At 65.4% G+C, this 26,132-nt stretch carries 22 protein-coding genes; 8 read left to right on the forward strand and 14 right to left on the reverse strand.

Annotated elements, in window-relative coordinates:
* Positions 1-69: 69 nt before the first annotated feature.
* Positions 70-261: a hypothetical protein gene (locus tag VT84_RS33255; RefSeq protein ID WP_052551039.1), complete on the reverse strand. Its 192-nt coding sequence runs from the start codon at positions 259-261 to the stop codon at positions 70-72.
* Positions 262-314: 53 nt separating this feature from the next.
* Positions 315-764 carry a hypothetical protein gene (locus VT84_RS33260; protein ID WP_052551037.1) on the reverse strand — a complete coding sequence of 150 codons (450 nt, stop codon included), beginning with the start codon at positions 762-764 and terminating at the stop codon, positions 315-317.
* Between the two features lie 823 nt (positions 765-1,587).
* On the opposite strand from VT84_RS33260, the gene VT84_RS33265 reads away from it, so the two are divergent.
* Positions 1,588-2,184 carry a hypothetical protein gene (locus tag VT84_RS33265; protein WP_157470120.1) on the forward strand — a complete coding sequence of 199 codons (597 nt, stop codon included), beginning with the start codon at positions 1,588-1,590 and terminating at the stop codon, positions 2,182-2,184.
* A gap of 32 nt (positions 2,185-2,216) precedes the next feature.
* Entirely contained in the window at positions 2,217-2,840 is a 624-nt protein-coding gene (locus VT84_RS33270) for a hypothetical protein (RefSeq protein WP_082842564.1), read from the forward strand.
* Between the two features lie 21 nt (positions 2,841-2,861).
* Here VT84_RS33270 and VT84_RS33275 read toward each other — a convergent pair whose 3' ends face one another.
* The 4 genes from VT84_RS33275 to VT84_RS33290 all read right to left on the reverse strand — a co-directional run bounded on the left by VT84_RS33275 (position 2,862) and on the right by VT84_RS33290 (position 6,109).
* Positions 2,862-3,200, reverse strand: coding sequence for a low molecular weight protein tyrosine phosphatase family protein (locus VT84_RS33275; RefSeq protein ID WP_052551032.1), 339 nt, complete (start codon positions 3,198-3,200; stop codon positions 2,862-2,864).
* A 437-nt stretch (positions 3,201-3,637) separates the two neighbouring features.
* Positions 3,638-4,210, reverse strand: coding sequence for a hypothetical protein (locus VT84_RS33280; RefSeq protein ID WP_082842565.1), 573 nt, complete (start codon positions 4,208-4,210; stop codon positions 3,638-3,640).
* A gap of 113 nt (positions 4,211-4,323) precedes the next feature.
* Positions 4,324-4,734, reverse strand: a complete 411-nt coding sequence (locus tag VT84_RS33285; RefSeq protein WP_082842566.1) for an ester cyclase — start codon at positions 4,732-4,734, stop codon at positions 4,324-4,326.
* A 244-nt stretch (positions 4,735-4,978) separates the two neighbouring features.
* On the reverse strand, positions 4,979-6,109 hold the full coding sequence (locus VT84_RS33290) for an AI-2E family transporter (RefSeq protein ID WP_082842567.1): 1,131 nt from the start codon (positions 6,107-6,109) through the stop codon (positions 4,979-4,981).
* Positions 6,110-6,730: 621 nt separating this feature from the next.
* Between VT84_RS33290 and VT84_RS33295 the strand changes: the two genes are divergently transcribed.
* Positions 6,731-7,207 carry a hypothetical protein gene (locus VT84_RS33295; RefSeq protein ID WP_082842568.1) on the forward strand — a complete coding sequence of 159 codons (477 nt, stop codon included), beginning with the start codon at positions 6,731-6,733 and terminating at the stop codon, positions 7,205-7,207.
* Positions 7,208-7,327: 120 nt separating this feature from the next.
* Positions 7,328-7,864: a hypothetical protein gene (locus VT84_RS33300; RefSeq protein WP_082842569.1), complete on the forward strand. Its 537-nt coding sequence runs from the start codon at positions 7,328-7,330 to the stop codon at positions 7,862-7,864.
* Positions 7,865-8,136: 272 nt separating this feature from the next.
* On the opposite strand, the gene VT84_RS33305 is transcribed toward VT84_RS33300, so the two are convergent.
* The 4 genes from VT84_RS33305 to VT84_RS33320 all read right to left on the reverse strand — a co-directional run bounded on the left by VT84_RS33305 (position 8,137) and on the right by VT84_RS33320 (position 13,567).
* Positions 8,137-10,224 (reverse strand): helicase-associated domain-containing protein, encoded by a 2,088-nt coding sequence (locus VT84_RS33305; RefSeq protein WP_082842570.1) that lies wholly within the window; start codon positions 10,222-10,224, stop codon positions 8,137-8,139.
* An 82-nt stretch (positions 10,225-10,306) separates the two neighbouring features.
* A complete protein-coding gene (locus VT84_RS33310) occupies positions 10,307-10,534 on the reverse strand; it encodes a hypothetical protein (protein WP_052551018.1) in 228 nt (75 codons plus the stop codon).
* Positions 10,535-10,746: 212 nt separating this feature from the next.
* Positions 10,747-11,796: a TIGR02996 domain-containing protein gene (locus VT84_RS33315; RefSeq protein WP_082842571.1), complete on the reverse strand. Its 1,050-nt coding sequence runs from the start codon at positions 11,794-11,796 to the stop codon at positions 10,747-10,749.
* A 4-nt stretch (positions 11,797-11,800) separates the two neighbouring features.
* Entirely contained in the window at positions 11,801-13,567 is a 1,767-nt protein-coding gene (locus VT84_RS33320; RefSeq protein ID WP_162666341.1) for a DNA repair helicase XPB, read from the reverse strand.
* 185 nt (positions 13,568-13,752) lie between these two features.
* On the opposite strand from VT84_RS33320, the gene VT84_RS33325 reads away from it, so the two are divergent.
* Positions 13,753-14,937 (forward strand): CpaE family protein, encoded by a 1,185-nt coding sequence (locus tag VT84_RS33325; protein WP_157470122.1) that lies wholly within the window; start codon positions 13,753-13,755, stop codon positions 14,935-14,937.
* A gap of 104 nt (positions 14,938-15,041) precedes the next feature.
* On the opposite strand, the gene VT84_RS33330 is transcribed toward VT84_RS33325, so the two are convergent.
* Together VT84_RS33330 and VT84_RS33335 are read right to left on the reverse strand one after the other, a co-directional pair.
* Positions 15,042-16,463 (reverse strand): CpaF family protein, encoded by a 1,422-nt coding sequence (locus VT84_RS33330; RefSeq protein WP_082842574.1) that lies wholly within the window; start codon positions 16,461-16,463, stop codon positions 15,042-15,044.
* A gap of 276 nt (positions 16,464-16,739) precedes the next feature.
* Positions 16,740-17,915 carry a DegT/DnrJ/EryC1/StrS family aminotransferase gene (locus tag VT84_RS33335; RefSeq protein ID WP_052551015.1) on the reverse strand — a complete coding sequence of 392 codons (1,176 nt, stop codon included), beginning with the start codon at positions 17,913-17,915 and terminating at the stop codon, positions 16,740-16,742.
* 131 nt (positions 17,916-18,046) lie between these two features.
* Between VT84_RS33335 and VT84_RS33340 the strand changes: the two genes are divergently transcribed.
* Both VT84_RS33340 and VT84_RS33345 read left to right on the forward strand, forming a co-directional pair.
* Positions 18,047-18,940, forward strand: coding sequence for a glycosyltransferase family 2 protein (locus VT84_RS33340; protein ID WP_082842575.1), 894 nt, complete (start codon positions 18,047-18,049; stop codon positions 18,938-18,940).
* Positions 18,941-19,173: 233 nt separating this feature from the next.
* Positions 19,174-22,332 (forward strand): YCF48-related protein, encoded by a 3,159-nt coding sequence (locus VT84_RS33345; protein ID WP_082842576.1) that lies wholly within the window; start codon positions 19,174-19,176, stop codon positions 22,330-22,332.
* 204 nt (positions 22,333-22,536) lie between these two features.
* On the opposite strand, the gene VT84_RS33350 is transcribed toward VT84_RS33345, so the two are convergent.
* A complete protein-coding gene (locus tag VT84_RS33350) occupies positions 22,537-23,013 on the reverse strand; it encodes a DinB family protein (protein ID WP_082842577.1) in 477 nt (158 codons plus the stop codon).
* A gap of 205 nt (positions 23,014-23,218) precedes the next feature.
* Between VT84_RS33350 and VT84_RS33355 the strand changes: the two genes are divergently transcribed.
* Entirely contained in the window at positions 23,219-24,586 is a 1,368-nt protein-coding gene (locus tag VT84_RS33355; protein ID WP_082842578.1) for an MFS transporter, read from the forward strand.
* Here VT84_RS33355 and VT84_RS33360 read toward each other — a convergent pair.
* Entirely contained in the window at positions 24,567-25,928 is a 1,362-nt protein-coding gene (locus VT84_RS33360) for a serine/threonine-protein kinase (protein WP_082842579.1), read from the reverse strand. The two genes, VT84_RS33355 and VT84_RS33360, sit on opposite strands and share 20 nt — an antisense overlap.
* Positions 25,929-26,132 lie beyond the last annotated feature (204 nt).

Consider the following 26,132-nt stretch of genomic DNA (forward strand, 5'->3'; position numbering starts at 1 on the left):
GCGATATCCAGTATTTTGTGATGAATGTTTGGGTTAAACCGTTTGGGCGATCCGCGGTGATTGTGCGCGTCAGATGCTCATCGAACGACCGGGGCGGAGCACGCGAAGCGGCATCGGCTTAACGATGCGTTCGAGCGCAACTCGATACCCGCGGCCCTTTTCCGACCAGCGGTCCGCGTAAGCACGGGCCGCCTCCCAGTTGGTGAACGCCTTGCGTTGAACCCGACCCGAGCTAACTGTGCAAATGATTACCTCAAACATGGTGGACTCCCGGTCGGCTAGTGTTATCTTGTTTAGTGTTTCGTGCGTGCGGTTTACGCGGCCGTGATTTCGGGGTGCTTCGCGAGCCGGTCGATTTCGGGACCGACGCGATCGATCGGCAGGCGCTGAGCGAGGGCCTGTTCGACCTCGGCGAGCAGGTCGCGGCGCATCTCGTCGCGCGGGGTGTCATCGAACCAGTTGAGGAACCAGCGGCACGCGGCCGGCTCGCCGAGGCGCTGATCGGCCTCGAAACAGGCCCGGGCGAAGAACTCTTCGACCTGGCCCACGGACTCAAGTTCGTCGCCCTGCCAGCCACAGAACCCGAGGGCACATGCGGCTTCGACCGGCCAGTCCTGCACACACATCAGCGGCGGAGGGGTGGTGGTGCTGCCCTGCGTCAGCCGGGGATCGTCGCCGCGGAGTGCGTCGCGGAGCGATTCCAACCCGGCAGTCGAGAGGACCGGCACGAACCCGTCACGCCATACCAGACGCCAGCTTTCCATCGTCGCCCCTCCCACTTGTTCCCGCTTCACCCGTCGGGTGCTGTTCCCAACTCCTCATTTGCATCCGACACACTACTTATACACCTGTTCAGTAACCCTGTCAACTTTCAAAGTGCATATTTTTCGGTTTTCTTTTTGCCAGAACGCATTTCGTGATTTTGATAGACGATTTTAGACAACATCTAGGTTCAAAAACAGACATTTGCAGTGGCGGTCCACGTACTAATGCGGTGTTGAAGTGGAGTCGCGTGCGGCGGCTTCTGAAAGCGTGAAGGCTCTCGCTTTGCGGCCAGAAACTGCCGAACGCTGAGGAAAAAGAACGGGCCGAAACCTGCGTTAATTGCCTACTTCACGCAGTCGCCCGAATCTGATGCACTGAAGAGCGCCAGTTCCCCGAGCGCCGGGAGAACCGTGTTGAAATGAAGCCGACACAGGCCGTTGAAAACGAAAAGACACTTACCCACCCGCCACGCCCCCGGCAGTCACACTGACATTTGCTAACATTCCCGGAGACTCCCCGAACGCACCTCTGCAATAAGCACTGAAATCCCAAATGTTTACGTCTAAAAATCGCTCAGAATCACGCTCCCGATTGCTAACATTCGCCAACATTCCCCGTTGCACACACGGACGATCTGCTCCCGTCGGCTAACGTCAGCACCCAAAACTGCCCTCCCACACGCTGCCACCCTGTACCTGTTTTACCCAATTGTATACACGTGGACAAAAAATCACAAATCACCCAGAGGTCGCTCGTAGACATCGTTTCAACGGCCGCGATCGGCGCGGTATCATCGGGAACCCACCAACGCGGAGGACGCCCGTGCCCCGTTTTACCTCTTGGTTGTGCATCGGTATCGCGATCGGTTTCGCGTCCTTAGCGGATGCGACCGCGCCCCACGCGGCAGCGGCCCCGGTGCCCAAACACCTGATGCCCAAAGAACCGCGGTTCGCGCACCCGACTCGAGTCGGAACGACGTGGGTGTACGACGTCGGCAACAAGCAGGAGAGCACGCGCCAGATCAGTCAGGTCGAAGAGAAGAACGGAGCGGCGCTCGTCACCACCGAATACGTCCATGCGGGCGGCAAGCGGAGCCACCACATGACGCTGTCGGTCAGCGATAAGGGGATCTATCTGGTTGCCGAACACGGCTCCACGTACCCGGTCCCGTGGTGCATCTTCAAACTCCCGCACAAAGAGGGACAGACCTGGACCACGGAGGGGCACGGGGGCGACATGAAATCCGGGCCGGTCGAGAAAGTGAAGACCCCGGCCGGTGAGATCCTCGCGGCCCGCGTCGATTGGGAGTGCAACCCGGGCCAGGTGGTTTCGTACTGGTACGCGGACGGCTTCGGGCTGGTGCGCATGAGCGGCCCCGCCAGTGTGTCGCTGAAATCATTCACCAGCGACAGCAAGTAGCTGCGCCGCTATGCTGGCGGGGAGGTGTCGCAATGGCTTACAGTGCTTTCAATTTGGCCCGCGTTCAGTCGGACTTCGGCATCACGGTGCAAACGGGCCTGAATGTGTTCGGCCACATTCCCCCCGTTTCCGTCGATTCCGCCGTCGCCATGTGGCTCGTCCACAAGCGCGGCCTCGCCACGACGATCAACACCGAAAAAGCGCGGTCGGAAATGCTCATCGCTCCGTTACTTGCGGAAGCGTGGCGCGTCGGGAACGGGCGGATCTCGTTCTACTCGGGTGTCGCGTTCGACGTGGACGCGGCCACGGAGTTGACCAGCGTGTGCGACTTCATTCTCGGGTACCCGCCGCAACTCGATACCGTCACGGCTCCGGTAATGATGGTCACCGAAGCCAAGAACGAGGGCATCATGGGCGGGTTGGGGCAGTGTGCGGCGGCGATGGTCGCGGCTCTGCGTTTCAACCGCACGCGGACCCCGGAAATCACGACCGTTTACGGGTGCGTGACGGACGGTGAAGGGTGGAAGTTTCTGCGTCTCACCGGAACGACACTTGAGATCGATACAGCCGAATATCTCATCGCCGAGCCGGACCGCATCCTCGGTGTGGTTCTGAATTTTGTCGGATTGGCCCCGGCAGCCCCTGTCGCCGCGTAGACGCGCGGTTGCGAAACACCCTCACTTCGGTTCGCCGAGGTGAGGGACGAGTCGCTCGGTCAGCACCGTAATCAGCTCCGGTTGCATGAACTGGTAGTCGTCGGGGATCTTCAAGCAGATAAGCCGCTTCTCGCCGAGTACGAACCGGCGCCGCACGAGCTTTTCGAGTCGGGCTTCCATCACGAACACCACGTCCGCCCACGCGAGCAACTCTTCGGTAAGTTCCACCCGAGCCAGCGAAGACAGCCCCGCCGAGCGCGCCGCGACTCCGGGCGTTGCGGAGTACAGTTTCTCGGCCGTCGGGCTGCGGTGCCGGTTGCCCTCGCAGACGAACAGCGCGCACACCGCGTCGGCCGCCATCCCGCTCTCCGTTGCCGAGACGTGTTACCATTTCAGGTTAACATTTGCTGCAAAGCGCATCATTCTCGACCGCACGCGACCGAATCCCGGCTAACAATCCACTCAAATTCGCGATCAAACAGAGCAAAAATACAAATACGAAGTGACGATTAATATTCACTTCTTGCTGACAACAGCCGCATCAACTAGCGAAGACCCATTTTGACAGGATTGACAGAATCGACAGGATTCAAAGAAATGGATGGCTCGGCCGTAACTCGACAATAGAACTGCGCGGTACTCGGCCCGTTGGCACGTAAACCCAACCACACTCACGTCTGATCAGAGTTATCAGCGTTATCAGCGGCTCTTATTCACCTTCCAGTGCCCGGGAAACGCCACCGCCCGGCGCCGAAACGAATCCGGCGCCGGGCGGTGTGAGCGCGCAACCGCGCGAGTTACTTCTTGTTGCCGGATTCGGTGAGTTCCATCAGCACTTCCATGTCTTGACCGGCGATCGAGGCGGTCATGGTCATCTTCACCATCCCGCCCGCGCCCACGTCCTTCGCGGTCCACGTCTTGATCTTGGCGTCGAGCTCCTGGCCCATGACCTTCATCTTCGCGGTGTACTCGGTCCAGGTGGTGGAGTACTCCTTGCCACCGACCTTGACCTTCTCCTTCCCCTCTTTGCCCTTCTCGATCTTGGCCTCGGCCCCGTCCGGCAGGTTCGCGGCCTTCGTCGGGTCGAACGGCTTGGTCAGGTCGATCTTCTGCTCCTGGGCCGGGATGTCCTGCTTCTGGCCGTTGACCTCGATGGACATGGACGCCTTGACGGTGGCCTCCTTATCGCTCTTTTCGGTCACGGTCTGGGTCATCGTACCGTTGACGTTGATGCCAGCCACTTTCGTGGTCATCTTGTACGTGGCGAAGTCGCCGACCTTGGCGCTCTTGTACGGGTGCTCTTCGTCGGCCGCGCGGGCAACGACCGGGGCCAGTACGAGGGCCAGAACCGAAAGTGAACGAACGAGCATGACTGGGCCTCATCGAGAAGGGTGGGAGCGAATTACTCCCGTTGGGAACAAGTTACTTCCGATCGCCCCAGATGCAAGTCGGGCGCCAAAAGCCACCGTTCCGCCGCGAACTATCAAATAATCGGCAGCCCGAGTTGACCGAACCACGTCGCACGGTCCACGTAGCCGCGCTGGGCTTTGATCTTGCCGTCCACGATGAAGAAGAACCCACACCCGCGGAGCGTGAACGGTGCCCCGGTCGGCGCGCGCCCGGCGAACGGACCGGTCCACGTCGCACCGCCGACCCACTCCACCGCGGCGCGGGCGCCGTCGATCAGCGTGACCTCGACGCGGGTGTAACTGTCCGGGAACGCGGCGAAGAACGCGCGAAAGTCCTCGCGCATCGCGTCGCGCCCGACGCGCGGGTCGCCGAACGCGACCTGGTGGTTGACCGCGTCGTCGTGGTAGAGCGCCGCGAGCGCGTCCGCGTCGTGCCCGTTCCACGCCTCTCCCCACGCCACCATCACCTCGCGCACCGTTCGCACGCCCCTGCCCTCCGTTCGAATTGTGAACGCTGGTGCAGACACGACAGGCGGGTGCGTGGTTCGTGGGGCAGTGGGGACGACAAGGTGTGAGGTGCCGGTTGTTGGTGAACCCCGCCCGCAAGGGCGGTGGGTCGCTTGGCACCTGTTGGGTGTGGTGTTCGCGCCTGGTACGTCCACCCACCGCCCTTGCGGGCGGGGTTCACCAACAACCGCGTAACCGGCCGGCTACACGCATCCTTGGAAATCACCCGCCCTTGAGGAGCTTCGCGAGCGCGCGCGTCTGGTCGAAGTGCTCCATCACGAGGACCATCACGGCCGTGAGCGGGACCGCGAGGAACATGCCCGGCACGCCCCAGAGCAGCCCCCAGAACGCGAGCGAACCGAGAATCACCAGCGGGCTGACGCCGACCGCGTTGCCGATAATCATCGGTTCGAGGACCGACGCGGACACCCCGTGGCACACCAGTAACAGCCCGGCCGCGGCGAACGGCTGCCACGCCGGTCCGAACCACAGGAACGTGAACCCGACCGGCAACACGTAAGCGGCAACGGTCCCGATGTACGGGATGAAGTTGCACAGGAACGTCAGCACAGCCCACAGGAGCGCGAACTTCACGCCCACCGCGCCCAGCACCACTCCGACCGGCGCCGCGAGGAACAGGCTCGATTTCACCTTCGCCTTCAGGTAACTGATAACAGCCGCGTTTACCTGCCCGGCCATTTGCAGGATCTGGTCGGCGCGGTCCTCGGGGTAGGCGCGCCGGACCCGGTCCGGGAAGCGCGCGCCCTCGAGTAACAGGAACAGCAGGTAGAGCGCGACCACGCCCGCTTCGAGCATCGCGGTCGCGGCCACGTTGAGCCCCAACCGGACGATGATCGTGATCTGCTCGACGACCTGCCCGCGCATCGGGCGCCCGGTATCGATGGGCGTGATCCAGGGGGCGTATGACCCAATCGTCTCTTCCAAACTCGTCAGTAAGGTGTCGGCGCGCTGTTCGAGTTGGGGCACGTCGTCGCGGAGCGCGAGCACACTGGCGGACGTGACGAACGCCAGCCCCACGAGCACCCCGGCCGTGCCCCCGGCGAGGGTCACGATCGACGCGGGCGTGCCGACGTGCTTGCGCAACCGCGAGTGGTACGGCATCAGCACGTAGGCGAGGAACACCGCGACCAGGAGCGGGCGCAGCACCGATGCGAGTTGCAGCATCAGGTACCAGCCAGCCGCCGCCCCCACGAGCAGGAGCGTGACCGTGTATATAATGTCCGGGTCGCGCCACTTCGCGGGTACGAGGGGCGCGGGTTTGGTGTCGGGCGGTGGATCGGGTGCGGGCATCGGGTTCTCGCGCGCGGCCATTCGGGAACCGGGTTCGCGCATCTTACCCGACGCTCCCGGTGCGAGCCACTCGCGACTTGTGAAGGAATTTCGTCCGCAATATTCTCACTTCGTTAAGTGTGCCGAATCAGAGCAGAATCCGCCTCACAGTCGGGCAGACCGCGGTACCTCGGGAATCCACACGAGAAAAACTCATTCCGCAAATCCTTACTTAACAAGGCTTTGCAATAATGACAGGAGAAATTATCCGCACGGCTCGGGTGTTGCATCATGAATTAATGTTAGATTGCTCTCGGGTAGCCGGAACTACCTTAAGAGAGCGAAGAGCAGAACTCCCCACCCCTACCGTTCGCGATCCGAGTCGGCCTGGAACACCGGCCCGGAATGAGACGAACGGTCCTCGCCAGAAGCGGGCGTTGCTCGTTGCGGTCCCGTTGCGCGAAAGCGCACCCGCACGGCCCTCGCGAACAGCCCGGCTATAACCCGCGGATCGCCCCCGCTCGGTTAACCGTGTGCTGACTACCTCCCCCTCCGACACCGCACACCGGGACCGTCCCCGACGGGTTCCAATGGGTGCTTCGTCGGCCGATATCTGTTTGCCCTCTGCCACCTGCGGCGGACGGGTCCGGGGACTTTACACACTGTTCCGACGGAGCTTGATCCTTGTTCGCCACCCTGACGACACGCCCGCGCCTCGTTGCGACCGCCACCGTGCTCGCGTCCTTCGCGATCCTCACGGGCCACCCGACGCTGGCCCGGTCCGTCGGCGCGGACGTGTGGAACGTTGCCGAACTCCAATCGCAACTTCAAGAATCGACGGAGGCGCGCGGTCAACTGGACGCCCAGGGCGACGTCATCCTGCGCCGGATCGCGGTGAAAGAAGCCCTCATCGACGACCTGCTCGCCGCCCGCACCAGCCTCGCCGAAGTGACCGCGAAGTTCACCGAACTGAACGCGCCCCGCGCGGAGTACCGGACCGTAATCCGTGCGACCTACTCCGGGACCACCGATCAGGAAAAAGCGGCCCGCAACGTGATCTCCTTTGCCCTCCTCCGCGCGCCGGCCGGCGCCCGCGCGGACCTCACCGAGCGCCTCGACGACGAGTTGCAGCAGATGATCGCCCTCAGCGCCACCCACTGAGCTAGCGCCACGCAGACTTCGCCCGTTTCACCGGGCGGGATCTCTCCAACGCCCCGGCGGAGTGCCGGGGCGTTCCCCCCGGCGCCCGCACGTGTCCCCGACGCTACGAGGTTTCCCGATATGGCTACGATCCGTCGCCCCGGTGCCGCGTCCGCGGCCGTTCTGGTCGGGCTGAGCATCAGCATGGTCGCCGCTCACGCGCTCGCTCCGAAGTGGTCCCGGAGCGTGGGGCTGGACGTGTGGAACTTCGCAACGGCCGAAGCGGAACAGCAGCGGGTGACCGACGAGCGGGACGATATCGTGGCCAAGGGCGAAGAGTCCGCCCGGCGCCGCGTCCTGGCCGACCAGTTCGCCGCCCGGCTCGTCACCCGCGACGCCGACCTCGCGACCACGGCCGTGGTCATGGCGGACCTGTTCCGGGACGCGCCCGGGTCGCGGGCGACGCTCGAAACGATGCACCCGGCCCTGCGCGACCCGCGCCTGCTCTACGCGCGCCACACCATCAACCGCGTCGAGCGCCTGATGGTGGACGACCCGGCCCAGCGCGAAGCGGTCCTCGCCCGGCTCGAAGCCGAGTACCGGGAACTGGCCCAGGTCTGGACCGGTGAGCCCCAATCGCAACCCGTGTCGTCCACGGGCGAAACCGCGAGCCACTAACGTGAACGGCCCTTATTGAGGCGGACGGTCGGTGTGAGCCGGCCGGTGAGATCCGCGAAGAGTTTTTGACAGGATTACCAGGATCGACCGGATTCAGAAGGCGGCTCACGTCGCTCTCTTGATCTTGTTGATCCTGTTGTTTTTTGGGACGAGCCGCGACCGCAAGGGCGTGGGAAACACGTGGTTCCTGGCGCCGGCGCGCACCACTCGTGAAGCCTCTGCACCCGCTCCCTTGCGGTCGCGGGTCAAGCCGCGGCCCGCTACCGGCCGATTCACGTCACGTTCACGCCCAGTTCTTTGAGCGCGGCACGGAACGCCTCGAATTGGTCTTCGTCCACGCTCACGGCTTGTGGCCCGAGGCGCTCGGCGACGAGCGCCCGCGTTCCGGGCCACTGCATCACGCCGTCGGCGACCTCGACCGTCGGCAGCTTCACCACGAGCAGTCGAAGTGCTTGCGGGGAGGGTAGCTGCGAGCCGAGTAACAGTAACTTCCCCGCGGCCGAGAGCGGCGCCCCGCTGCGCTCGACGAACCACGCATCGAGTTCCACGAGTGGCCGGCCGTTCTCGATCGCGCGCCGGAGCGACGCGGGCGTGAGCCGGAACCGGCGCGTGCCGTTCGGCTCGATCGGGAGCGGTTCCGCGAACTGCCCGATTTCCGCTTCCAAAAGCAAATCTGCCTGGGGGGTGTCCACAGTTAGAGTCACGCCGTCGTCGGCGGTCGTGAGGCACCGCTGCGGCTTCGATTCGTAGTCGCGGTTCCCGATGAGCCGGAGGTGCGAGAGCGACGGTTCCCCGCCGTCCGCGGTCATGCCGATGCGGTCCGTGAGTCGCAGCGCGACCATTCCGCGCGCCACGGCCGCGTCGAGTTCGGCCGGCGTCTGGAACTCGACCAGCACCGCGGACGCGAAGACCGTGATGCGCTCGCGCTTGCTGGCCCACCGCTGGAGCAGATCCGCGACGCCGGCGGGGACCGGGCGCGTGCCGTGCCGGTTGAGCGTCTGCACGATCATCGGCAGCGTGAGCCCGGACTCCAGCCCGCGGTACGTTTGTTCCGGCGTGAGTTCGAGCGTACACGCGGGGCCGATCCCCTTCCACCCCGCGAACCGCGACAGCGACGCGATCAGCGCGGGCGTCAGCCCCTGCCGGTACGCGAGCACCTCGGCGTTCGGCTGGACCAGGAGCGTTTGGGGGAACGCGGGCGGCGCGGGCGGCTCCTTCTCGCCGAACAGCGCGAACCGGCCGAACGCGGATAGCCGCACGAGATCCCCGGACACCTCGACCACGCCCAACGGGTACGCGACGCCGAGCAGGAACCCGCGGACCCAGCCCGCCCCCCGGTCCTTTGCGGACTCCGCGGGGAGCGCCCCGGCCCACGACGGGTGCTGGGACCACAGCCACTCCGCGACTGCGTCGGGATGAACGAAATCACGCGCGAGCAGGAGTGCGAGTAGCCCCGCGGTGGGGGTAGCCGACAGCCCGTTTTCCGTGGGGGCATACCCCACGAGCGGGTCCCACGACTCTACGAGCGGCAGCGCGGCGAACAGGTCGGTGAGGAGCGGGAACAGCGGTCCCTCCCACACCGGCGGGAACGCCCCGGTTTCGAGCGTGCCGTCGCGCTCGGTGAGCAGTCCGACCGCATGCGCCCACAGGAGCGCGAACACGCCGGCGTCAGCAATGGGCGCGATCTGGTCAACGGGCGGCGCGGCCAGAACTGCGTCCGACTGGAGCCGGAGCAGGTCGCGCTTAAAGAGCGTGTTCCCCTGCGTGAGCCGGACCGAATCGGCGTGAACCTGCTGCCAGACGACCGCGAGACGCAGCGGCCACTCGAGTCCGTCAGCCTGCCGCGCGGTCCCGCCTTCGTGGTCGGGGTTCGCCAGGTTCGGCAGCCCCAAATCTTCGCTGCGTGCGCGGGCCGCGACCCCGGGAAGTGCGACCACGACCGCGTTGTGCGTACCGGCCGCGCCGAACCACGCGGCGAAGTCGTCGATCGGCGGCCCCTGGGCGTCGAGTTCGGGGAACAGCAGCCCGGCTTCGAGGAGCGTTTGAACCGGGGCGAAGCCGTCGTTGTGGTCGAGCGCGGCGAGCAGCGTGAGCAGGTGCCCGACTTTCCAGCGCGGCTGGCGACTCAACCCCATGAACGCGAGGAGCTTCCGCGCGGCCGGGGGCTGGTCTTTAATGCGCCGGTCGATGACCGGCGCGTTGATGATGGTCGCAACGGCCTTGTCGAGCAGTTCTTCGGCCGGCTGCTTCGCGCGCGGGCGCACGAGCTTGTCCGCGACCGCACGCAGGAGCGGCTCGGCGTAGCGTGCGAGCGCGTCACGGTAACGAAGGGACCAGTCTGTTTCGGAAATCGCGGGCATCAAGGTGTTGTATGGCGACCGGGTGGCGTCGGGTGTCGAGTTTTTCTCACGATCCGCTCCCTCGCGGTCGCGGATCGTTCGCTTACTTCCCTACTACCTGCGGCGTGTGGCCCATCTTGCGGAGTTCGTCGAGAACCGCGTCGAGGCGCCCGGGGCGAATGAGCAGCACCTTTTCGGACAGGCGCCCGGCGACCTCAGACGCGAGCTTCTTCCGCGCGAGCAGTTCCTCCGCGAGTACCGCGTCCTCCGTGAGGACGAGGCACACCCGGCGATGCAATTTCGCGGCCAATCGAGCGGTCGGGTTGGTCATAATTCTATCGGGCCGTTAGCGGTCACCAGTTCCGGTCGTTCCGAACCGCGGTCGTACCAACCGCGAACGGGAACTCGTTATCTTACTGTCTTTCGGACTTATCTTTAAAGTACGGCTCGACCCGACCCGCGGTCACGCTGGGAACGACTCTCGTACCGGGCACGTATCGGAGTCGAATGATCGAAGAAATTACGGCCGCCGCAGCGGGAGCGTCAATCGTATTCCTCGCCGTCCGCCCCGTCTTCCGCAGAAGCCGCGTATGGGTGTCGACGAACTGTTAATCCTTTGGCGCGGAGCTTCTTGAGTTCGCGAATTTGCGCCGGAGTCGCGACGATCCCAGTCAGTTGGACCTTGTCGACCTTCGCCATTGCCGGTGACCGAAGGAACGCGACGAAATCACCGAACGGGGTCCAGTCGCCCTGGTCCGGAAACGTGTCCCCGTCCAGATCGTCGTAAACCAGTTCCCGCAGGTCGGGAAACCGGGTCGAGCGCGACAGATTTCGGATGAAGTTCTGCGTGCCGGCGCCGGCGCGGACGTTTAGCACCTCTAACGGGTGGCCAGCGCCTTTACAGAAGGCCACATTGGGTGCAGAGGGGCCGATCAGCGATTTCAGTCGCGGCGCCAGCGCAAGGATTTTCGCGAGTTGTCCGCCTTCCTCATACGGGAAGAGGGCCGCGCTATCCCCGATGGTTACACCCATTCCCTGAATTTCCAGTGCTTCCAGATAGGCGAAACCGGTTTTCGCTTTCGTTAGCAGTTTCAGTTCGAGCACCATGAACCCGCTCGCGGTCCCGCTGACATCAAGGCGGATCGAGCGAATCACTGGCGCAATATCCCCTCGCGCCAGGAACGCGAGCACCGAGACCAACGGGCCGTCAGCGGACATCAGGTCGCAGGAGTATTGGATGTCCCAGAGTCCGCGGTCGCACGTCGCGCGAAACTTGGGCCGGCGCCGGCCTTGAGGCTCAGCCCGCGTTTTGATGTCCGCGAACTCGGTATGCAGTTCGCCGATCACCGATAACCACGCGGGCGAGCACTTCTTCCGGAGCGTCGCGAGGCGCTTGGTGCCTCGCGGCGCGAGCTTCTTTCCTTCGGCCAGCAGACGAACGTACTCGCCGCGCGGGTCGGAGCGGTCTTCGAGCCAGTCGGCGTAAACGAGTTTTGCAGTTTTGTCGGTCGGTGAAGTAGCGATACCGAGGAGCATGGCTCGCTCCTCAGTGTTCGGGAACTCGATTTCCAAGAACTCGGTGACGCGGTCCATCGCGTTACCCGGCGGCGGACTTCGACGGGAGCACGTCGCGCTCGTCGAGGATCTCGTAGCTGTAGCCCTGCTCCGTCAGGAACATCTGGCGGTGGTGGGCGAAGTCGAGTTCGCGGGTGTCGCGCGTCACCAGCGTGAAGAAGTGCGCGTCCCCGTCGCCGCTGCTCTTGGGGCGCAGGATGCGCCCGAGGCGCTGGGCCTCTTCCTGGCGCGAGCCGAACGTCCCGCTCACCTGGATCAGCACGTTCGCGTCCGGCAAATCGATCGCGAAGTTCCCGACCTTCGAGAGCACCAGGTGCCGGACCTCGCCGCGGCGGAACTTGCCGTACAGGTCCTCGCGCTCCACGTTGCCGGTGCTGCCCGTAATGAGCGGCAGGTCGAACCGGTCACTGAGCCGGTGCAGTTGCGAGAGGTACTGCCCGATCACGATCACGCGCTGGTCCTTGTAGCGCTCCAGTAGCTCCGCGACGACCTCGTCCTTCGCCACGTTCTCGCTCGCGATCCGGTACTTCGCCCGGTGGTCGGCGACCGCGTACTCCATGCGGGTGGCGTCGGTCGGCAGCGCGACGCGGATCTCCGAACAGCTCGCGCTCGCGATCCACCCCTTCGTTTCCAGTTCGCGCCACGGCACGTCGTACTTCTTCGGGCCGATCAGCGAGAACACGTCGCCCTCGCGCCCGTCCTCGCGGATCAGCGTGGCCGTCAGCCCGAGGCGCCGGCGCGCCTGGATCTGCGCCGTCACGCGGAACACCGGGGCCGGGAGCAGGTGGACCTCGTCGTACACGATGAGGCCCCAATCGCGCTGCTCGAACAGCCCGAAGTGCGGGAAGTCCTCGGTCTTGTCGGGTCGGTACGTCAGGATCTGATAGGTCGCGACCGTCACCGGGCCGATGTCCTTCGTCTCGCCAGTGTACTCCTTCACCTCGTCCGCGGTGAGCGTCGACTTGTCGATGATCTCCCGGCGCCACTGCTTCACCGCGGTGATGCTCGTGGTCAGCACGAGCGTGTTCTTCTGGAGCAGCGACATGGCCACGATGCCGACGACGGTCTTCCCGGCGCCGCACGGCAGCACGATCACCCCGCTGCCCCCGCGCACGTCGCCGCCCGCGTGGAACACGTCCGCCGCCTCGCGCTGGTAATCGCGGACGTGGAACGGTACCCCGCTCGCGGCCGTTTCGCGTAGCGCGATCGGCAGCATCGCCCCCTCGGTGTACCCCGCGATGTCTTCGGCCGGGTACCCAACGGTAATGAGCGCCTGTTTCAGCACCCCGCGGTACGCCGGGGTGACCACGAAGCTCGTGTCGTCGAGCTTCTCCCCGAGGTACTCTTTCACCTTCTTGTTGCGCGCCAGTTCCGCGAGCAGCGGCTTGTCGGAGCACACCAGTTTCAGCGTGTCGGCGTCGATGCGCTCGAGCTTCACGCGCCCATACCGCGCGACCGTCTCCGCGATGTCGGTCGGGATGTTCTGCGGGATCGGGAACTTGGTGTACTTCTGGAGCACCCCGACCACTTCTTGGGCGCTGAACCCCGCGGCGGCGGCGTTCCAGAGCGAGAGGTTCGAGATGCGGTACGTGTGGATGTGTTCCGGGCTCTTTTCCAGCTCGGCGAAGGGCGCGATCGCGTCGCGCGCCTCCGTGTATTTCGGGTTGTCCACTTCCACCAGGACGGACCGGTCCGACTGCACGATGAACGGGTTCGTCGGGTCGAAGGTCAACGCAGCGGGCGCACCGGGCGCGGCAGGCGCCGGTGCCTTCACGATCTTCGGCGGCATGATCACCGTCGGGTTTTGGTGCCCCTGAACTCCGTCAGGAGCGAACATCCCATACTAACGGCGCGGGCGAGGCAACGACAAGGCGAAGTGTCGCACGGGGCCGATTTGCCGAGTTGTGCGGCGCCAATTGGCGCACTACGTAGGTTTAGCAAACCCTCTTCCCCGGCGCCCAACCCATCACGCAAATGTATCCGCTCCCCGCAGTTCTGGTAAATTGCCCCCCGACCGCGGTGCCCGATCTGCGGCCCGGACTGGCCGAAAACGCGGTAACGATCGCGGCGGAACACCCGTCCGCGGACGCGCTCCTCGCGCAATCGCCCGCCCAGTTCGGGGCACGGCACATTTTTGTGGTCCGGGTCGGGTCGCTCGACGAGGCCGAACAGATGAGCCGCGTCGGGTCCGCGTTCCCGGGGAACCCGGTTCTCGCGCTCGTCGAGGGCGACTACGACCCCGCGGCCCTGTTCCATGTGAACCGGCGCGGGGCCGCCCAACTGGTTCCGGTCCCGTTTACCCGGGACGACTTCGGGGCTGCCTTAGAACGAATTCTTGTTCAGTTCGGGGTCCAGAAATCCCAGTGCCGCGTGATCGCGGTCGGTGGAGTGGTTGAGGGGGCCGGTGCGACCACAACGGCCATCAACCTCGCGGCCGAGTTCCCGGCACTGAGCGGTGCACCGTGCGTGCTGACTGAGTTCGCGCGGGGCCTCGGCCGGCTCTCGGGACTCCTGAACCTCGCGCCCCCGCTCACAACGGCCGACGTCCTTACCGGTCCCGGTGCCCCCGACCTCGTGACGGTGCAATCCGCCCTGGCGCACGTGAACGACCGGTTCTCGGTGCTCGTCGGGCCGTACCGGTCGCTCGATCCGATCCGCCCCGGGGCGGGCGCCGGGGCGAAACTCGTGCGGCTCCTGCGCCAGGTGGCCGGCATCGCGGTGCTCGACATGCCCGCCGCGTTCGACGCCGAATATTTCGAGATCGTGAGAGAGGCCGACCGGTTGGTCCTCGTCCTGCGGCAGGACGTGCCCTCGGTCCAGGCCGCGAAATTGCTCATCGAAGGGCTCCGCGAGCGCAACCTGCCCGACCCGGTGCTCCTCGTCAACGAGTACGAGCCGGGCCGCGATCAGTTCACTCTCGCCCGCATCCGGGAGCGCCTCGGAACCAACAGTGTTTACGCGGTCCACCCGGACGCGAGCGGGGTCCGGGCCGCCGCCAACGAGGGGAAACCGTTAGGCGCGGTGCACCCGACCGGTCACGCGACCCGGGATTTGCACCACGTCGCGGTCGAACTGCTCCGCACCACCGGGGTACCGCTGCAAGAAACCCGGCCGACCATGTGGAAATGGGTGCGCGAGAAGTTCGGCCTTGGTGCGTAAACCACCGGATCGGGCCGAGTCCCACGATTTTGTGGGCTCGGGTCATTTAGTTCTTGTGTGTCACTCCACCCGCTCGTTAACGAGCGGGTGTAATACGAACCAACCTACGCCATACCCTTTTCTGCTTCATCCGGCGCGAGCGTGCGCTGTTGGAACACGTCGGGCGGGAGCACCACCCCGGCCGTTTGAATCCGCTCTGTCGCGTGAGGACGAATCCCGGTGGCCTCGAACGTCCCGAACGCCTTCCCCGCGCCATTTACGCCGCTCTGGTGGTACCGGAAGACGTCCTGAAGGGTAATTGTCTCGCCCTCCATGCCGGTCAGCTCGGTGATCGAGGTGACGCGCCGGGCGCCGCCCTGGAGCCGGGCCGTCTGCACGATAATGTTCACCGCGCTCGCGACCTGTTGGCGGATCGCCTTCACGGGCAGGTCGAACCCCGCCATCATGACCATCGTCTCCAACCGGGCCAGCACGTCGCGCGGGGTGTTCGCGTGGAGCGTCGTCAGGCTCCCGTCGTGCCCGGTGTTCATGGCCTGGAGCATGTCGAGCGCCTCCGCGCCGCGGCACTCGCCGACCACGATCCGGTCCGGGCGCATCCGCAGCGCGTTGCGCACCAAATCGCGGATCGTGACCTGCCCCTTACCCTCCACGTTCTGCGGGCGCGATTCGAGCGTAACCACGTGCCGCTGCTGGAGCTGGAGCTCGACGGCGTCCTCAATGGTGACGATCCGCTCGGTTTCCGGGATGAACCGGGACAGCGCGTTCAGGAGCGTCGTCTTCCCGCTCCCGGTCCCGCCGCTCACGATGATGTTCAGCCGGGCCTTTACCGCGGCCTTGAGGAACAGGGCCATCTCCGGGGCCAGCATGTGGAGCCCGACGAGGTCGTCCAGGTGCTTCGCGCCTCCGCCGAACCGCCGGATGCTGATCGCGGGGAACTTGACGCTCAGGGGGGCGATGACCGCGTTCACGCGCGACCCGTCCGGGAGCCGCGCGTCCACCATCGGGCTGCTCTCGTCGATGCGGCGCCCGACCTTGGACACGATCCGGTCGAGAACCTGCATCACCTGCTGGTCGTCGCGGAACGTCACGTCCGACAGGGCCAATTTCCCGTTGCGCTCGACGTACACCTCTTTCGGCCCGTTCACCAGGATGTCCGTGATAGTCGGGTCCCGCAGGAGTATTTCGAGCGGCCCGAACCCGAGGATCTCGTCGAGCAACTCGCGCAGCAAGCGCTCGTCGGCCCGGGCCACCGGGGGCGGGTCGCTCGCGATCGCTTTGGCGATCAGCGCGGACAGTTCCGCGCGCTGTCGGTCCGCGGGGAGCGCGCTGAGCCGGTTCGAGTCGAGCGAATTCACGAGTGAGTTGTGCAGGTCGCGTTTGTAGCGCTCGAGTATCGCGAGGCTCTCGCCGGAGGGCGGTGGCTGCACCGGGGGCGCGACCGGAACGGGAGCCGGAACCGCGGCCGTTCGCCAGCCTTTCGGGGGCGGAGTGAGGGTCGGGTTTTCGGGAGAGGGCGACGTGGGCATCGGATAACCTAAAAAGGAAATCGTTTGTCCAAGTGTAGGATGGCGAGCGGCCTTACAAAGCCCCAAATCAATCGGCCCGAGCGTTTCGTTTCTGGGGAAGCAATAAAAATGAAACCCACGTCACCCGAAAACTCAGACGGCGTGCGAAAACTGCGCGGCGATGTGATGCAGAAAAACTTAGCCGGGATGAACCGGACTCGGAACCCGCACGTGCGCATTCCGAGTCCGGTTCATCCCGGCTAAGTACGGCACCGGCCGTTCGCCCAAAACGGGCAGTTACGCCGCGCGACGCACGGTTTGGCGCAGGTAGCTGCTGCACACTTCGACCACGCGCTGTTGCTGGGCTTCGGTGATTTCCGGGAACATCGGCAGCGCGAACACGCCCCCGGCGGCCTCTTCGCTGGTCGGGAAGTCGCCGGTGCGGTAGCCCAGGTGCTTGAAGCACTCCTGCTGGTGCAGGCTGAGCGGGTAGTACACTTCCACGCCCACGCCGTTCTCTTTCAGGTACTTCACGAGTGGATCGCGGTGGTTCGACGGCACGCGGACGACGTACTGGTTGTACGTGTGCCGGCGGTCGGGCATCGCGATGGGGCGCCGCATGAACCCGTGCAGGTTCGCGCGCTCGATCAGCCCGTCGTAGCGCTTCGCGGCGGTCTCGCGGGCGGTCAGCCAGTTCGCGACGTGCGGCAGCTTCACCCGCAGCACCGCGGCGTGGACCGCGTCGAGCCGCATGTTGTAGCCGATGTACTTGTGGTAGTACTTCACCTCCGAGCCGTGGACGCGGAGGGCGCGGAGCTTCTTGTCGATGACCGGGTCGTTGGTGGTCACGAGCCCCGCGTCGCCGAGCGCGCCGAGGTTCTTCGTGGGGTAGAAGCTCATGCACCCCACGATCCCGAGTGCCCCGCAGCGCTTCCCGCGGTACTCGCTGCCGAACGACTGGGCCGCGTCCTCGACCACGTAGAGCTGCCGGTCCGCGGCGATCTGCCAGATGGCGTCCATATCGCAGCACTGGCCGAACAGGTGGACGGGCATGATGGCCCGGGTGCGCGAGGTGATTTTCGCCTCGATCTGGCCCGGGTCGATGTTGAACGTGATCGGGTCTATGTCCACGAACACCGGGGTCGCGCCGATCCGAGCGACCGCGCTCGCAGAAGCAAAGAAGGTAAACGGCGGGACGATCACCTCGTCGCCCGGGCCGATGTCGAGCGCCCGCAGCGCGAGCACCAGGGCGTCGGTCCCGGACCCGCACCCGATCCCGAACTGTGCCCCGCAGAACTGGGCCGTTTCCTGCTCGAACGCTGCTACTTCCGGTCCCAGAATGGCTTGCCCGGAGCCGAGCACGCGCAGCACGGCGGCGTCAATTTCCGTCTTCAGTGCGGTGTACTGGGCCTGGATATCACACAAGGGCACGGGAGCCGGTGCGGGGGCTGAAACGGAAGAAGTCGGTTTCACTGAGACGCCTCCATGCGCCGCGAAAGTCGGTCTCGGTCGCGATCCGGGGTTGACGAAAGCGTCCTATCCCTACGTTACTGGAGGTGAGCGTGTCAAGCCGGCTTGCCCAGCCGCAAGGAGGACGAGGACACATGACGACCGCGTTGACGCAGAAAGCCCCCGCGCCCGGGACGCCCGCGGAGAAGCTGGCCGAGATCGCGCCGGAACTGGCCCCGCTCCTGGAGCGCATGGCCGCCGACCCGAACGCGCGGGTCGCGCTGCTGGAGCAGTTGCTGGGCGTAAATGCGTGCCGGCAGATCGGGATCTACCCGATCCCGCCCGGGTTCAAGCTCTCGGTGGTGATCCCGGTGTACAACGAGGAGCGCTGGCTCGCGGAGCTGGTGCGCCGCGTGCAGGCCGTCGAGATCCCCAAGGAACTGATCCTGGTCAATGACTTCTCGAAGGACGGCACGCCCGCGATCCTCGCCCAACTGGAAAAGCAGTACGACAACGTGCGCGTGTTCCACCAGCCCAAGAACATGGGCAAGGGCGCCGCGCTCCGCGAGGGCTTCAAACACTGCACCGGCGACCTGGTGATCGTGCAGGACGCGGACTGGGAGTACGATCCCGCCGAGTACCCGAAGCTGATCCAGCCGATCCTCGACGGGCGCGCCGATGTGGTGATCGGGTCACGGTTTATCGGCGAGAGCCACCGGGTGCTGTACTACTGGCACTCGGTCGGGAACAAGGTGCTCACCACACTCTCGAACTGGTGTACCAACCTGAACCTGACCGACATGGAGACGTGCTACAAGGTCTTCAAGCGCGAAATCATTCAGGGCATGACGCTCAAGAGCGACCGGTTCGGGTTCGAGCCCGAAGTGACCGCGAAGATCGCCCGCAAGCGCAAGGGGCAGCCGCGGTGGCGCATCTTCGAGGTGCCGATCAGCTACTCCGGGCGCACCTACGAAGAGGGCAAGAAGATCGGCATGAAGGACGGGTTCCAGGCCCTCTACTGCATCATCCGCTACTGGCTCGCGGACTAATGGCGCGCAGGGTGAACCCCGCCCGCAAGGGCGGTGGGTCGCGTGCACAACGACGTCACACGGGTCGCAACACAGTTGACCACCCCACTTTGGTGCCACCCACCGCCCTTGCGGGCGGGGTTCACCGGTGGGGCACCAAACTCGGCTAGCGTCATTTCCTCGGTTCGCCTATTACCCCGCTCCCCCAAAGCCTCCGGTGCAGTGAGAGAGGCACTCCTTGAGTGGAGCGGAGCATGATTCGCGTCCGGTTACTTCTTGCGGTGGCGTCCGCGCTCGTGATCGCGGCCCCCGCGCTCGCACAGCCGGCGGTCGCGTTCGACGACGCGGGCCTGCACGCGGTTCACTTCGTGGACGCGAGCGAGGGCTGGGCGTGCGGTGACGACGGCGCCATCTGGCACACGATGGACGGCGGGAACAAGTGGGAGCGCCAGAAAACCGGCACGCGGGCCAGTCTCCGCGGGATCCACTTCGTGAACCTGTCCACCGGCTGGGCGGTCGGGCGCCTCGATACGCCCATCGGGTCCATTGGTGTGATGCTGAAGACCACCGATAGCGGGAACAGGTGGGCCGAGGTCGGCACCAACGTGATGCCGGGGCTGCACGCGGTCCGCTTCCTGGACGAAAAGAACGGCTTCGCGTGCGGCGACGGGTCCGATGCGTTCCCCACCGGCATGTTCACCACGAACGACGCCGGGATCAGTTGGGAACCCGTGAAAGGCCCGCGGCTACCGTCTTCACGCGGCGCGGAGTTCTTCTCCGGCGGCATCAGCGGAATCGTCGTGGGCGCGTGGGGCAAAATCGGAAGGGTCAATACACCGGCACTGAATAAGGGCGGCGAATACCACGAAGCCGAACTCGACCCGCTCGGCGGGCGCAACATTCACGGGGTTGCGTACTCGCCCAACACGCGCGAGAAGGCCTACGGCGGGGCGTTCGCCGCGTGCGACGGCGGGGCGGTTCTCACGAGCACCGACGGCGGGCGCAAGTGGGGTTTCGTGAACCTCGGGCTGCCGACCGCGGCGCTGGCCTCGTGCGATTTCCGCTGCGTTGCGACCTTCGGCACACACGTGTGGGTTGCGGGGCGGCCGGGCGGGTTCGTGCTGCACAGCGCGGACCTCGGCAAAACCTGGGACGTGCAGAAGACCGAACTGAGCGTGCCCGTGAACGGCATGCACTTCGTTAGCGAGAAGGAAGGCTGGCTCGTCGGCGACCTCGGCTGCATCATCGGCACGGTGGACGGCGGAAAGTCGTGGAAGGTGCAGCGGGCCGGCGGGCAGCGCGCCGCGGCACTGTTCCTGCACTCCAGCGGTAAGAACACGCCGCTCGACGTGGTGGCCGGCATCGGCGCGGCCGACGGCTACTTGTGCGCGTCGACGAGCCTGATGAACGCGGACCCGGCCACGGCCGACTCAAAGCGCGCGAGCGACGGGCTGCGTGCGCGGTCCGCGATGCGACTGGCCGGCGGGTCCGCGGCCGAAAGCGCGTGGGCGTTCCCGCTCTCCGCGCACGCGACCGGGCTGCCGCCGCGCGAACTCCTTGCCACCTGGGACCGCGCCCACAACGGCAAGGCGAACGAACAACTGCTGCGGCACGCGGTGCTGGCGATCCGCACGTGGCAACCGGACGTGATCGTGTGCGACCTCTACGCGACCGACACCACCCCGGCAGACGCCCTCGCGCTCAACGTCGCGAAGGAAGCCTTCAAGCAAGCGGCCGACGCGAACTGCTTCCCGGAACAGATCACCGCACTCGGGCTCAAGCCGTGGGAAGCGAAGAAGCTCTACGCTCTCTCGCTCGACCCGAAGGCCGCAGCCGTGAAGCTCGATCAGGGCGCGTTCAACATCCGACTCAACGATTCGCCGAAGGACTTCGCTGAGACCGCTACCCGAGTTCTCGCGGGCGATGGCGCGGTTGTTGATCGCCGCTGTTTCGTGCTGGTCGCGCACCGGTTGCAGGGTGCGGAGGGGCACGCGAACCTGATGGACGGCGTCACCCTCGCCCCGGGCGGAACGGCGCGCCGGAACGTCTCCGTGACCTACGACCCGGCGACCGCGGCCGAGAAGCAAAAGGCCGTGCAGTCGCGCCGGAACATCGAGCTGCTCGCCAACATCAGCGACTCCGACTTCGGCGGCGTGGACAAGCTGATGGGGTCGCTCAGCACCGAGCTGAAGAAGATGCCGGACGACGTCGCGGCGCGGACCGCGTTCGCGGTCGGCACGCGGCTGGCCCGTGAGGGGAAGTGGATCGAGGCCCGCGAGGTGTTCGGCGTGCTCACGATCAACTACCCGGGCCACCCGCTCGCGGTGGAAGGGTTCCGCTGGCTGACGCGCTACCACGCGAGCACCGAGGCCCGGCGCCGCACCGAGATCCAGCAAAAGATGCTGCTGAAGACCGTAACGTTCGAGGCCAAAGGTGGAGGCACCATCAAGCCCGCGAGCGGAACGGCGACCACCGTAGGCGGCGCGAACGTGGAAGAGGATCACTACAAGTTCTACAGCCCGAACATGATCCTGAAGTGGCACCAGACCTGTCTCGATCTAGAGCCGAAACTGGACGCCTTCGGCCCGGTGTACAGCCGCGACCCGGCGTCGTGGTTGTGCTTCCTCGCGGCGCGCAAACAGGTCGGGCGCCACACCGACGCGGACACGTTCATCAGCGACTACTTCAAGCACACGCCCGCGGCCGTGACCGCGGCCCCCGGTCAGGACTTGTGGCGCGACTGCCTCGCGGCGGAACTGTGGCTCGTGAACCCCACCGCGATCGCAACGCCGCCCAAGGCGCTCGTGCAGTGCCGGCTCTCCGAAACGCGCCCGATTCTCGACGGTAAACTGGACGACGACTGCTGGAAGACCGCGAAGGTTCTCAAACTCAACGCGGCCACGACGCCCGACAAGCCGGAAGAGGCGAAGGCGTTCGGCGAGCGCTACCGCACCGAGAGCGTGTTCACCTACGACGACCGGTACTTGTACATCGGCGTGAAGTGCTCCCACCCGGTCGGTAAGAAGGTTGAACCGGCGACGAAGCGCACCCGCGACGCGGACCTGAACGGTCACGACCGCGTGGACATCCTGCTCGACATGGACCGCGATTACCAAACGTACTACCGCTTCCAGATCGACCACCGCGGGTGCCTGGCAGAAGACTGCTGGGGCGATAAGACCTGGAACCCGAAGTACCACGTCGCGTTCCAGGCGACCGACGACGGGTGGACGGCGGAACTGGCGATCCCGCTCGCGGAGCTGACCGGCGAGAAGCCCTCGCACGGCAAGACGTGGGCGATGAACGTGTCGCGCTTCGTGCCCGGGGCGGGCGTGCAATCGTGGAGCGGCCCGACCGACAACGATCCGCGCCCCGAAGGGATGGGGCTGTTGCAGTTCCGCTCGGACAAGTAAAAGTCGAGTGTCAATCAAGAAGGCCCACCAGAACGGTGGGCCTTCTTTCGTTTGTGCTGCATTGGATTGGTGCGTTTAATTGCGGTTCGTGGTACAGGCCTCTGGCCTGTGCGAACGATTCCATAGGCCAGAGGCCTGTACCACGAACACAAACGCAAGCTCTCGACGCTGCATTCCGCTTACAGAACACAGATTCGAGTGAGCCTACGCTTCCAGGGCTTTGCGCTTCTCGCCGATGAACGTGAGGTGGTGCGGAATGTGGTTGATCGCCAGTTGAATCACCCGCTCTAACGTTTGCAGCCCGCGCTTGTTGTGGTTGCCGGTGCGCTGGAGCTGTTCCGGGGTCAGCCCGCGGATGATGCGTGCCATTTGTCTGCGGGTCGCTTCGATCAGCGCCAGTTCTTCCTCCGCGTCGCGCTGGTTGTACCCGAGTTCCTGCGCGAACAGCGTTTCGTCCGCGCTCATCAGGAGTGGCACCTCGCTGGCCAGCGCGATGATTCGTTTCATGCGGTCGGCGAGGACCGACTCGAAATCGCTGATGTGGCAGACGACTTCCAGCGTGCTCCACTTGTTGGCGACGGGGCGCGCGGCGAGTTGCTCGCGGGTCATGCCCGCGACCGCGGCGCGGACCTGTTCGGCGCCGGCGAGGTACTGATCGGCCAGTTCTTGAGGGGAAGCCATCGGTCCGGTTCCGGGTTCGGTGAAAAATCAGTCGTACCGCGATGTTGTACCGCGCGGGACGGGTGAGCTTTCAATACCGCTCCGCGGCGTTTCTCCGTGCATCCCCCCGCCCGAGTTGCTACACTCCGGTGATCCCACCCGCAGGCGCCGACGTGCGCGCCTCACACACCGCGACCACGTTCCGCGCAGATTCACCCGGAGCACCATGCCCCAGCGCTATTTCATCGTCGGGATCACCGCCTTCGCCGCGCTACTGCTGTACATCGATCGCGTTTGCATCTCGATTCTCGCGGACCCCATTCAGACAGATCTCGCACTGAGCGAGGAGCAGAAAGAAAGCGCGCTCGGCGCGTTCTTCTTCACTTACGCCCTGTTCCAGATCCCGGTGGGGGCGCTCGCGGACCGGTACGGCCCGCGCCTCGTACTCACCGTGTCGATCGCGCTGTGGTCGGTGGTCACCGCGCTGACCGGGCTGGCGTGGTCGTTCGGCGCACTGTTCGGGGTACGGTTGCTCCTGGGACTGTCCGAAGCGGGCGCGTATCCCGCCGCAGCCAGTCTCATCAAGCGCTGGGCGCGCCCGCACGAACGCGGACGCTTCAACTCGGTGGTTTCGCTGGGCGGGCGAGTTGGTGGAGCGTTCGCACCGACGCTCACCACGACGCTCGGCAAGCTCCTCGCGGGCGTCGCCATTGCGGGCATCGCGGCGGGTGAATCCGGGATGAACTGGCGCGGCGTGTTCGTCCTGTATGGTGCGTGCGGTTTGGTCGTTGCGCTTTTGTTCTGGCTCGTTGTTCGCGATCACCCGCCGGAACCGTACCCGGAACCGACTCGCGTGGTCCCTGAAGAAAGCCCAGGAACCGATTGGCACGCACTTCCGCCCGTACCTCCGGGAGCAGAACCCGAAATCGGCGAACACGCGACTCTGCTCGTGAACACCGCACCTCCACCGTTCAAGCGCCAGCTCATCACGCTCGCCAGTAACCGGGGCATGTGGTTCTTCGGCACGCTCCAGTTCTGCAACAACATTTCATGGGCGTTCCTCGTCACACTGCTCCCGACCTATTTGAAAGACGCGAACGTAGACATCTCGCAGCGCAGCACCATTCAAACCGGCGTGCTCCTCGCGGGGTGCGTGGGCATGATCGTCGGCGGGATGGTGACGGACGCGATCCGTCAGCGGCTCGGCGCCCGCTGGGGGCGGAGTGCGCCCATCGCGACGACGATGGCGCTGGGGGCCGCAATGTGTGCGGTTCTGAGTTCGGCACCGGGGCTGTGGTTCGCGGTCGCGGCGCTGGCGCTGATGGCGTTCTGTCAGGACTTGGGGATTCCGTCCGTGTGGGCCTACGCCCAGGACGTGGGCGGAAAGAGCGTCGGGGCCGCGCTCGGCTTCGGGAACATGCTGGGCAACTTCGGCGCGGCACTTTCGCCGCGATTGTTGGGCGAAACGAAACGGATCGGTGGGTGGGAGGCCGCGTTCGCGATCTGTGCGACGTGCTACGTCATCGCGGCCATCTGCGGGCTGATGCTCGATGCGACGAAGCCCGTCGAAAAGCCTACTTCGCCATCAGCCTGATGACCGCGCCGGCGCACATGAAGGCCAGCAGCACGGCGCCGACGAGGAACCCGGCGTTCTTCCAGAGCGGCGCCGGCTCGCGGTGAACGGACGGGTTGAGCTTGAGCACCTTTCGTGGGGCAGGGGTGTTCCTCAAATCCACCGCGGTCACTTCGCACACGGCCTCGTCGGTGATCTGTTCCCACGGCGACGGCTCCACAACCGGGAGCCCGAACCCCGAGTGGGACAGCGGGTACGCGCCCGAGCCGTCCGGCTGGCCGTAGTGCCCGGTGAGGTAGCCGCTGTCGTAGGGGTACGGTATGGCGACCGGCGTATCGAAGCTGATGTACCCGGACCCGGGCGCAACCGGCACGTGGACCGCGTCGAGGTGGCTAATCAGTTCCGCGGCGGACGCGAATCGCTCGCCGGGTAACTTCATCAACAGTCGGTGAACGATCGCGGTCACTCCGGGCGGCACGTCCGGGCGCAAGCGATCAATACGCGGGGCGTCTTCCAGCAACTGCCGGCGCGTGATCTCTCCCCCGGTCCCGCCCGTAAACGGCGCGTGCCCGGTCAGAAGGAAGTAGAAGACACAGCCGAGTGAGTACAAATCGGTGCGGGCATCGACCGTCGCGGGAGCGCGGAACTGTTCCGGCGCGGCGAAGTCGGGCGCCCCGATCTCGAACCGCGGGACGCCGAAGTTCGCGATCTTGGCCGCGGACCGCGCGGACGGCGTCGCCCGCGTGACGAGAATCCCGCTCGGTTCCAGGGCGCGGTGAACCATTCCGTGGTCGTGGGCGTGGCTCAAGCCGTGCGCGAGTTGTCGCACGAACTCACACGCTTCCCCCACCGGGAGCGGGCCGTGTTGCCGCACGAGTGCGTCCAGGCTCGGGCCGTCTACCAGCTCCAGCACGAGATAGAACCGGTCGTGCAGTTCGTTCGCGTCGAAGGCCGTGACGATGTTCGTGTGCGTGAGTTTACCGGCCGCCTGCGCCGCGCTCTGAAACGCCTGGCGCTCCTCGGCGGTCCGCGTCAGATCGGCGGCGAACACCTTGATCGCGACCGACCGGTTCATCGTCTGGTGCTTCGCCTTGTACACGCAGCTCATCGCCCCGCGCCCGATCTGGTCGAGGACGATGTACGGGCCGATCCGGAACCCGTCGGTGCGCCCGGCGAGCAAGCGGTCGACCTGGAACTGCGTGAGCAACCCGGACGTCACGAGGGCACGGGCCGCAGCGCGTGCGGGGCCGGGCGTCGTGCGGTCTACGGCTTTTTGAATTTGATTGGGGGTGGTGAACAACCCGGCGGTACAGGCCGCTTCCAGCAGCGCGTCGCGGTCCGCAATCGGGTGAGTGGTGTGCATGGGCGACGCACCGCGTCGGCAATTGCTATTGCTCCGGCGGCAGATTCCTGTCGTGTTATCGGTCGGCCGTTCCGTGCCCACCGGCTCGTGTTCGGGGCTTCGGACCACGGGGCACTCCACTGTAGGAGACGTTTCCGATTCGCGCCGACCGTTCTGCGCGAATTCGTGTAACCGTCCGAATCTTCACGGAGCCACCTACCGTTT

The sequence above is a fragment of the Gemmata sp. SH-PL17 genome (assembly GCF_001610855.1).
Taxonomy (GTDB): domain Bacteria; phylum Planctomycetota; class Planctomycetia; order Gemmatales; family Gemmataceae; genus Gemmata; species Gemmata massiliana.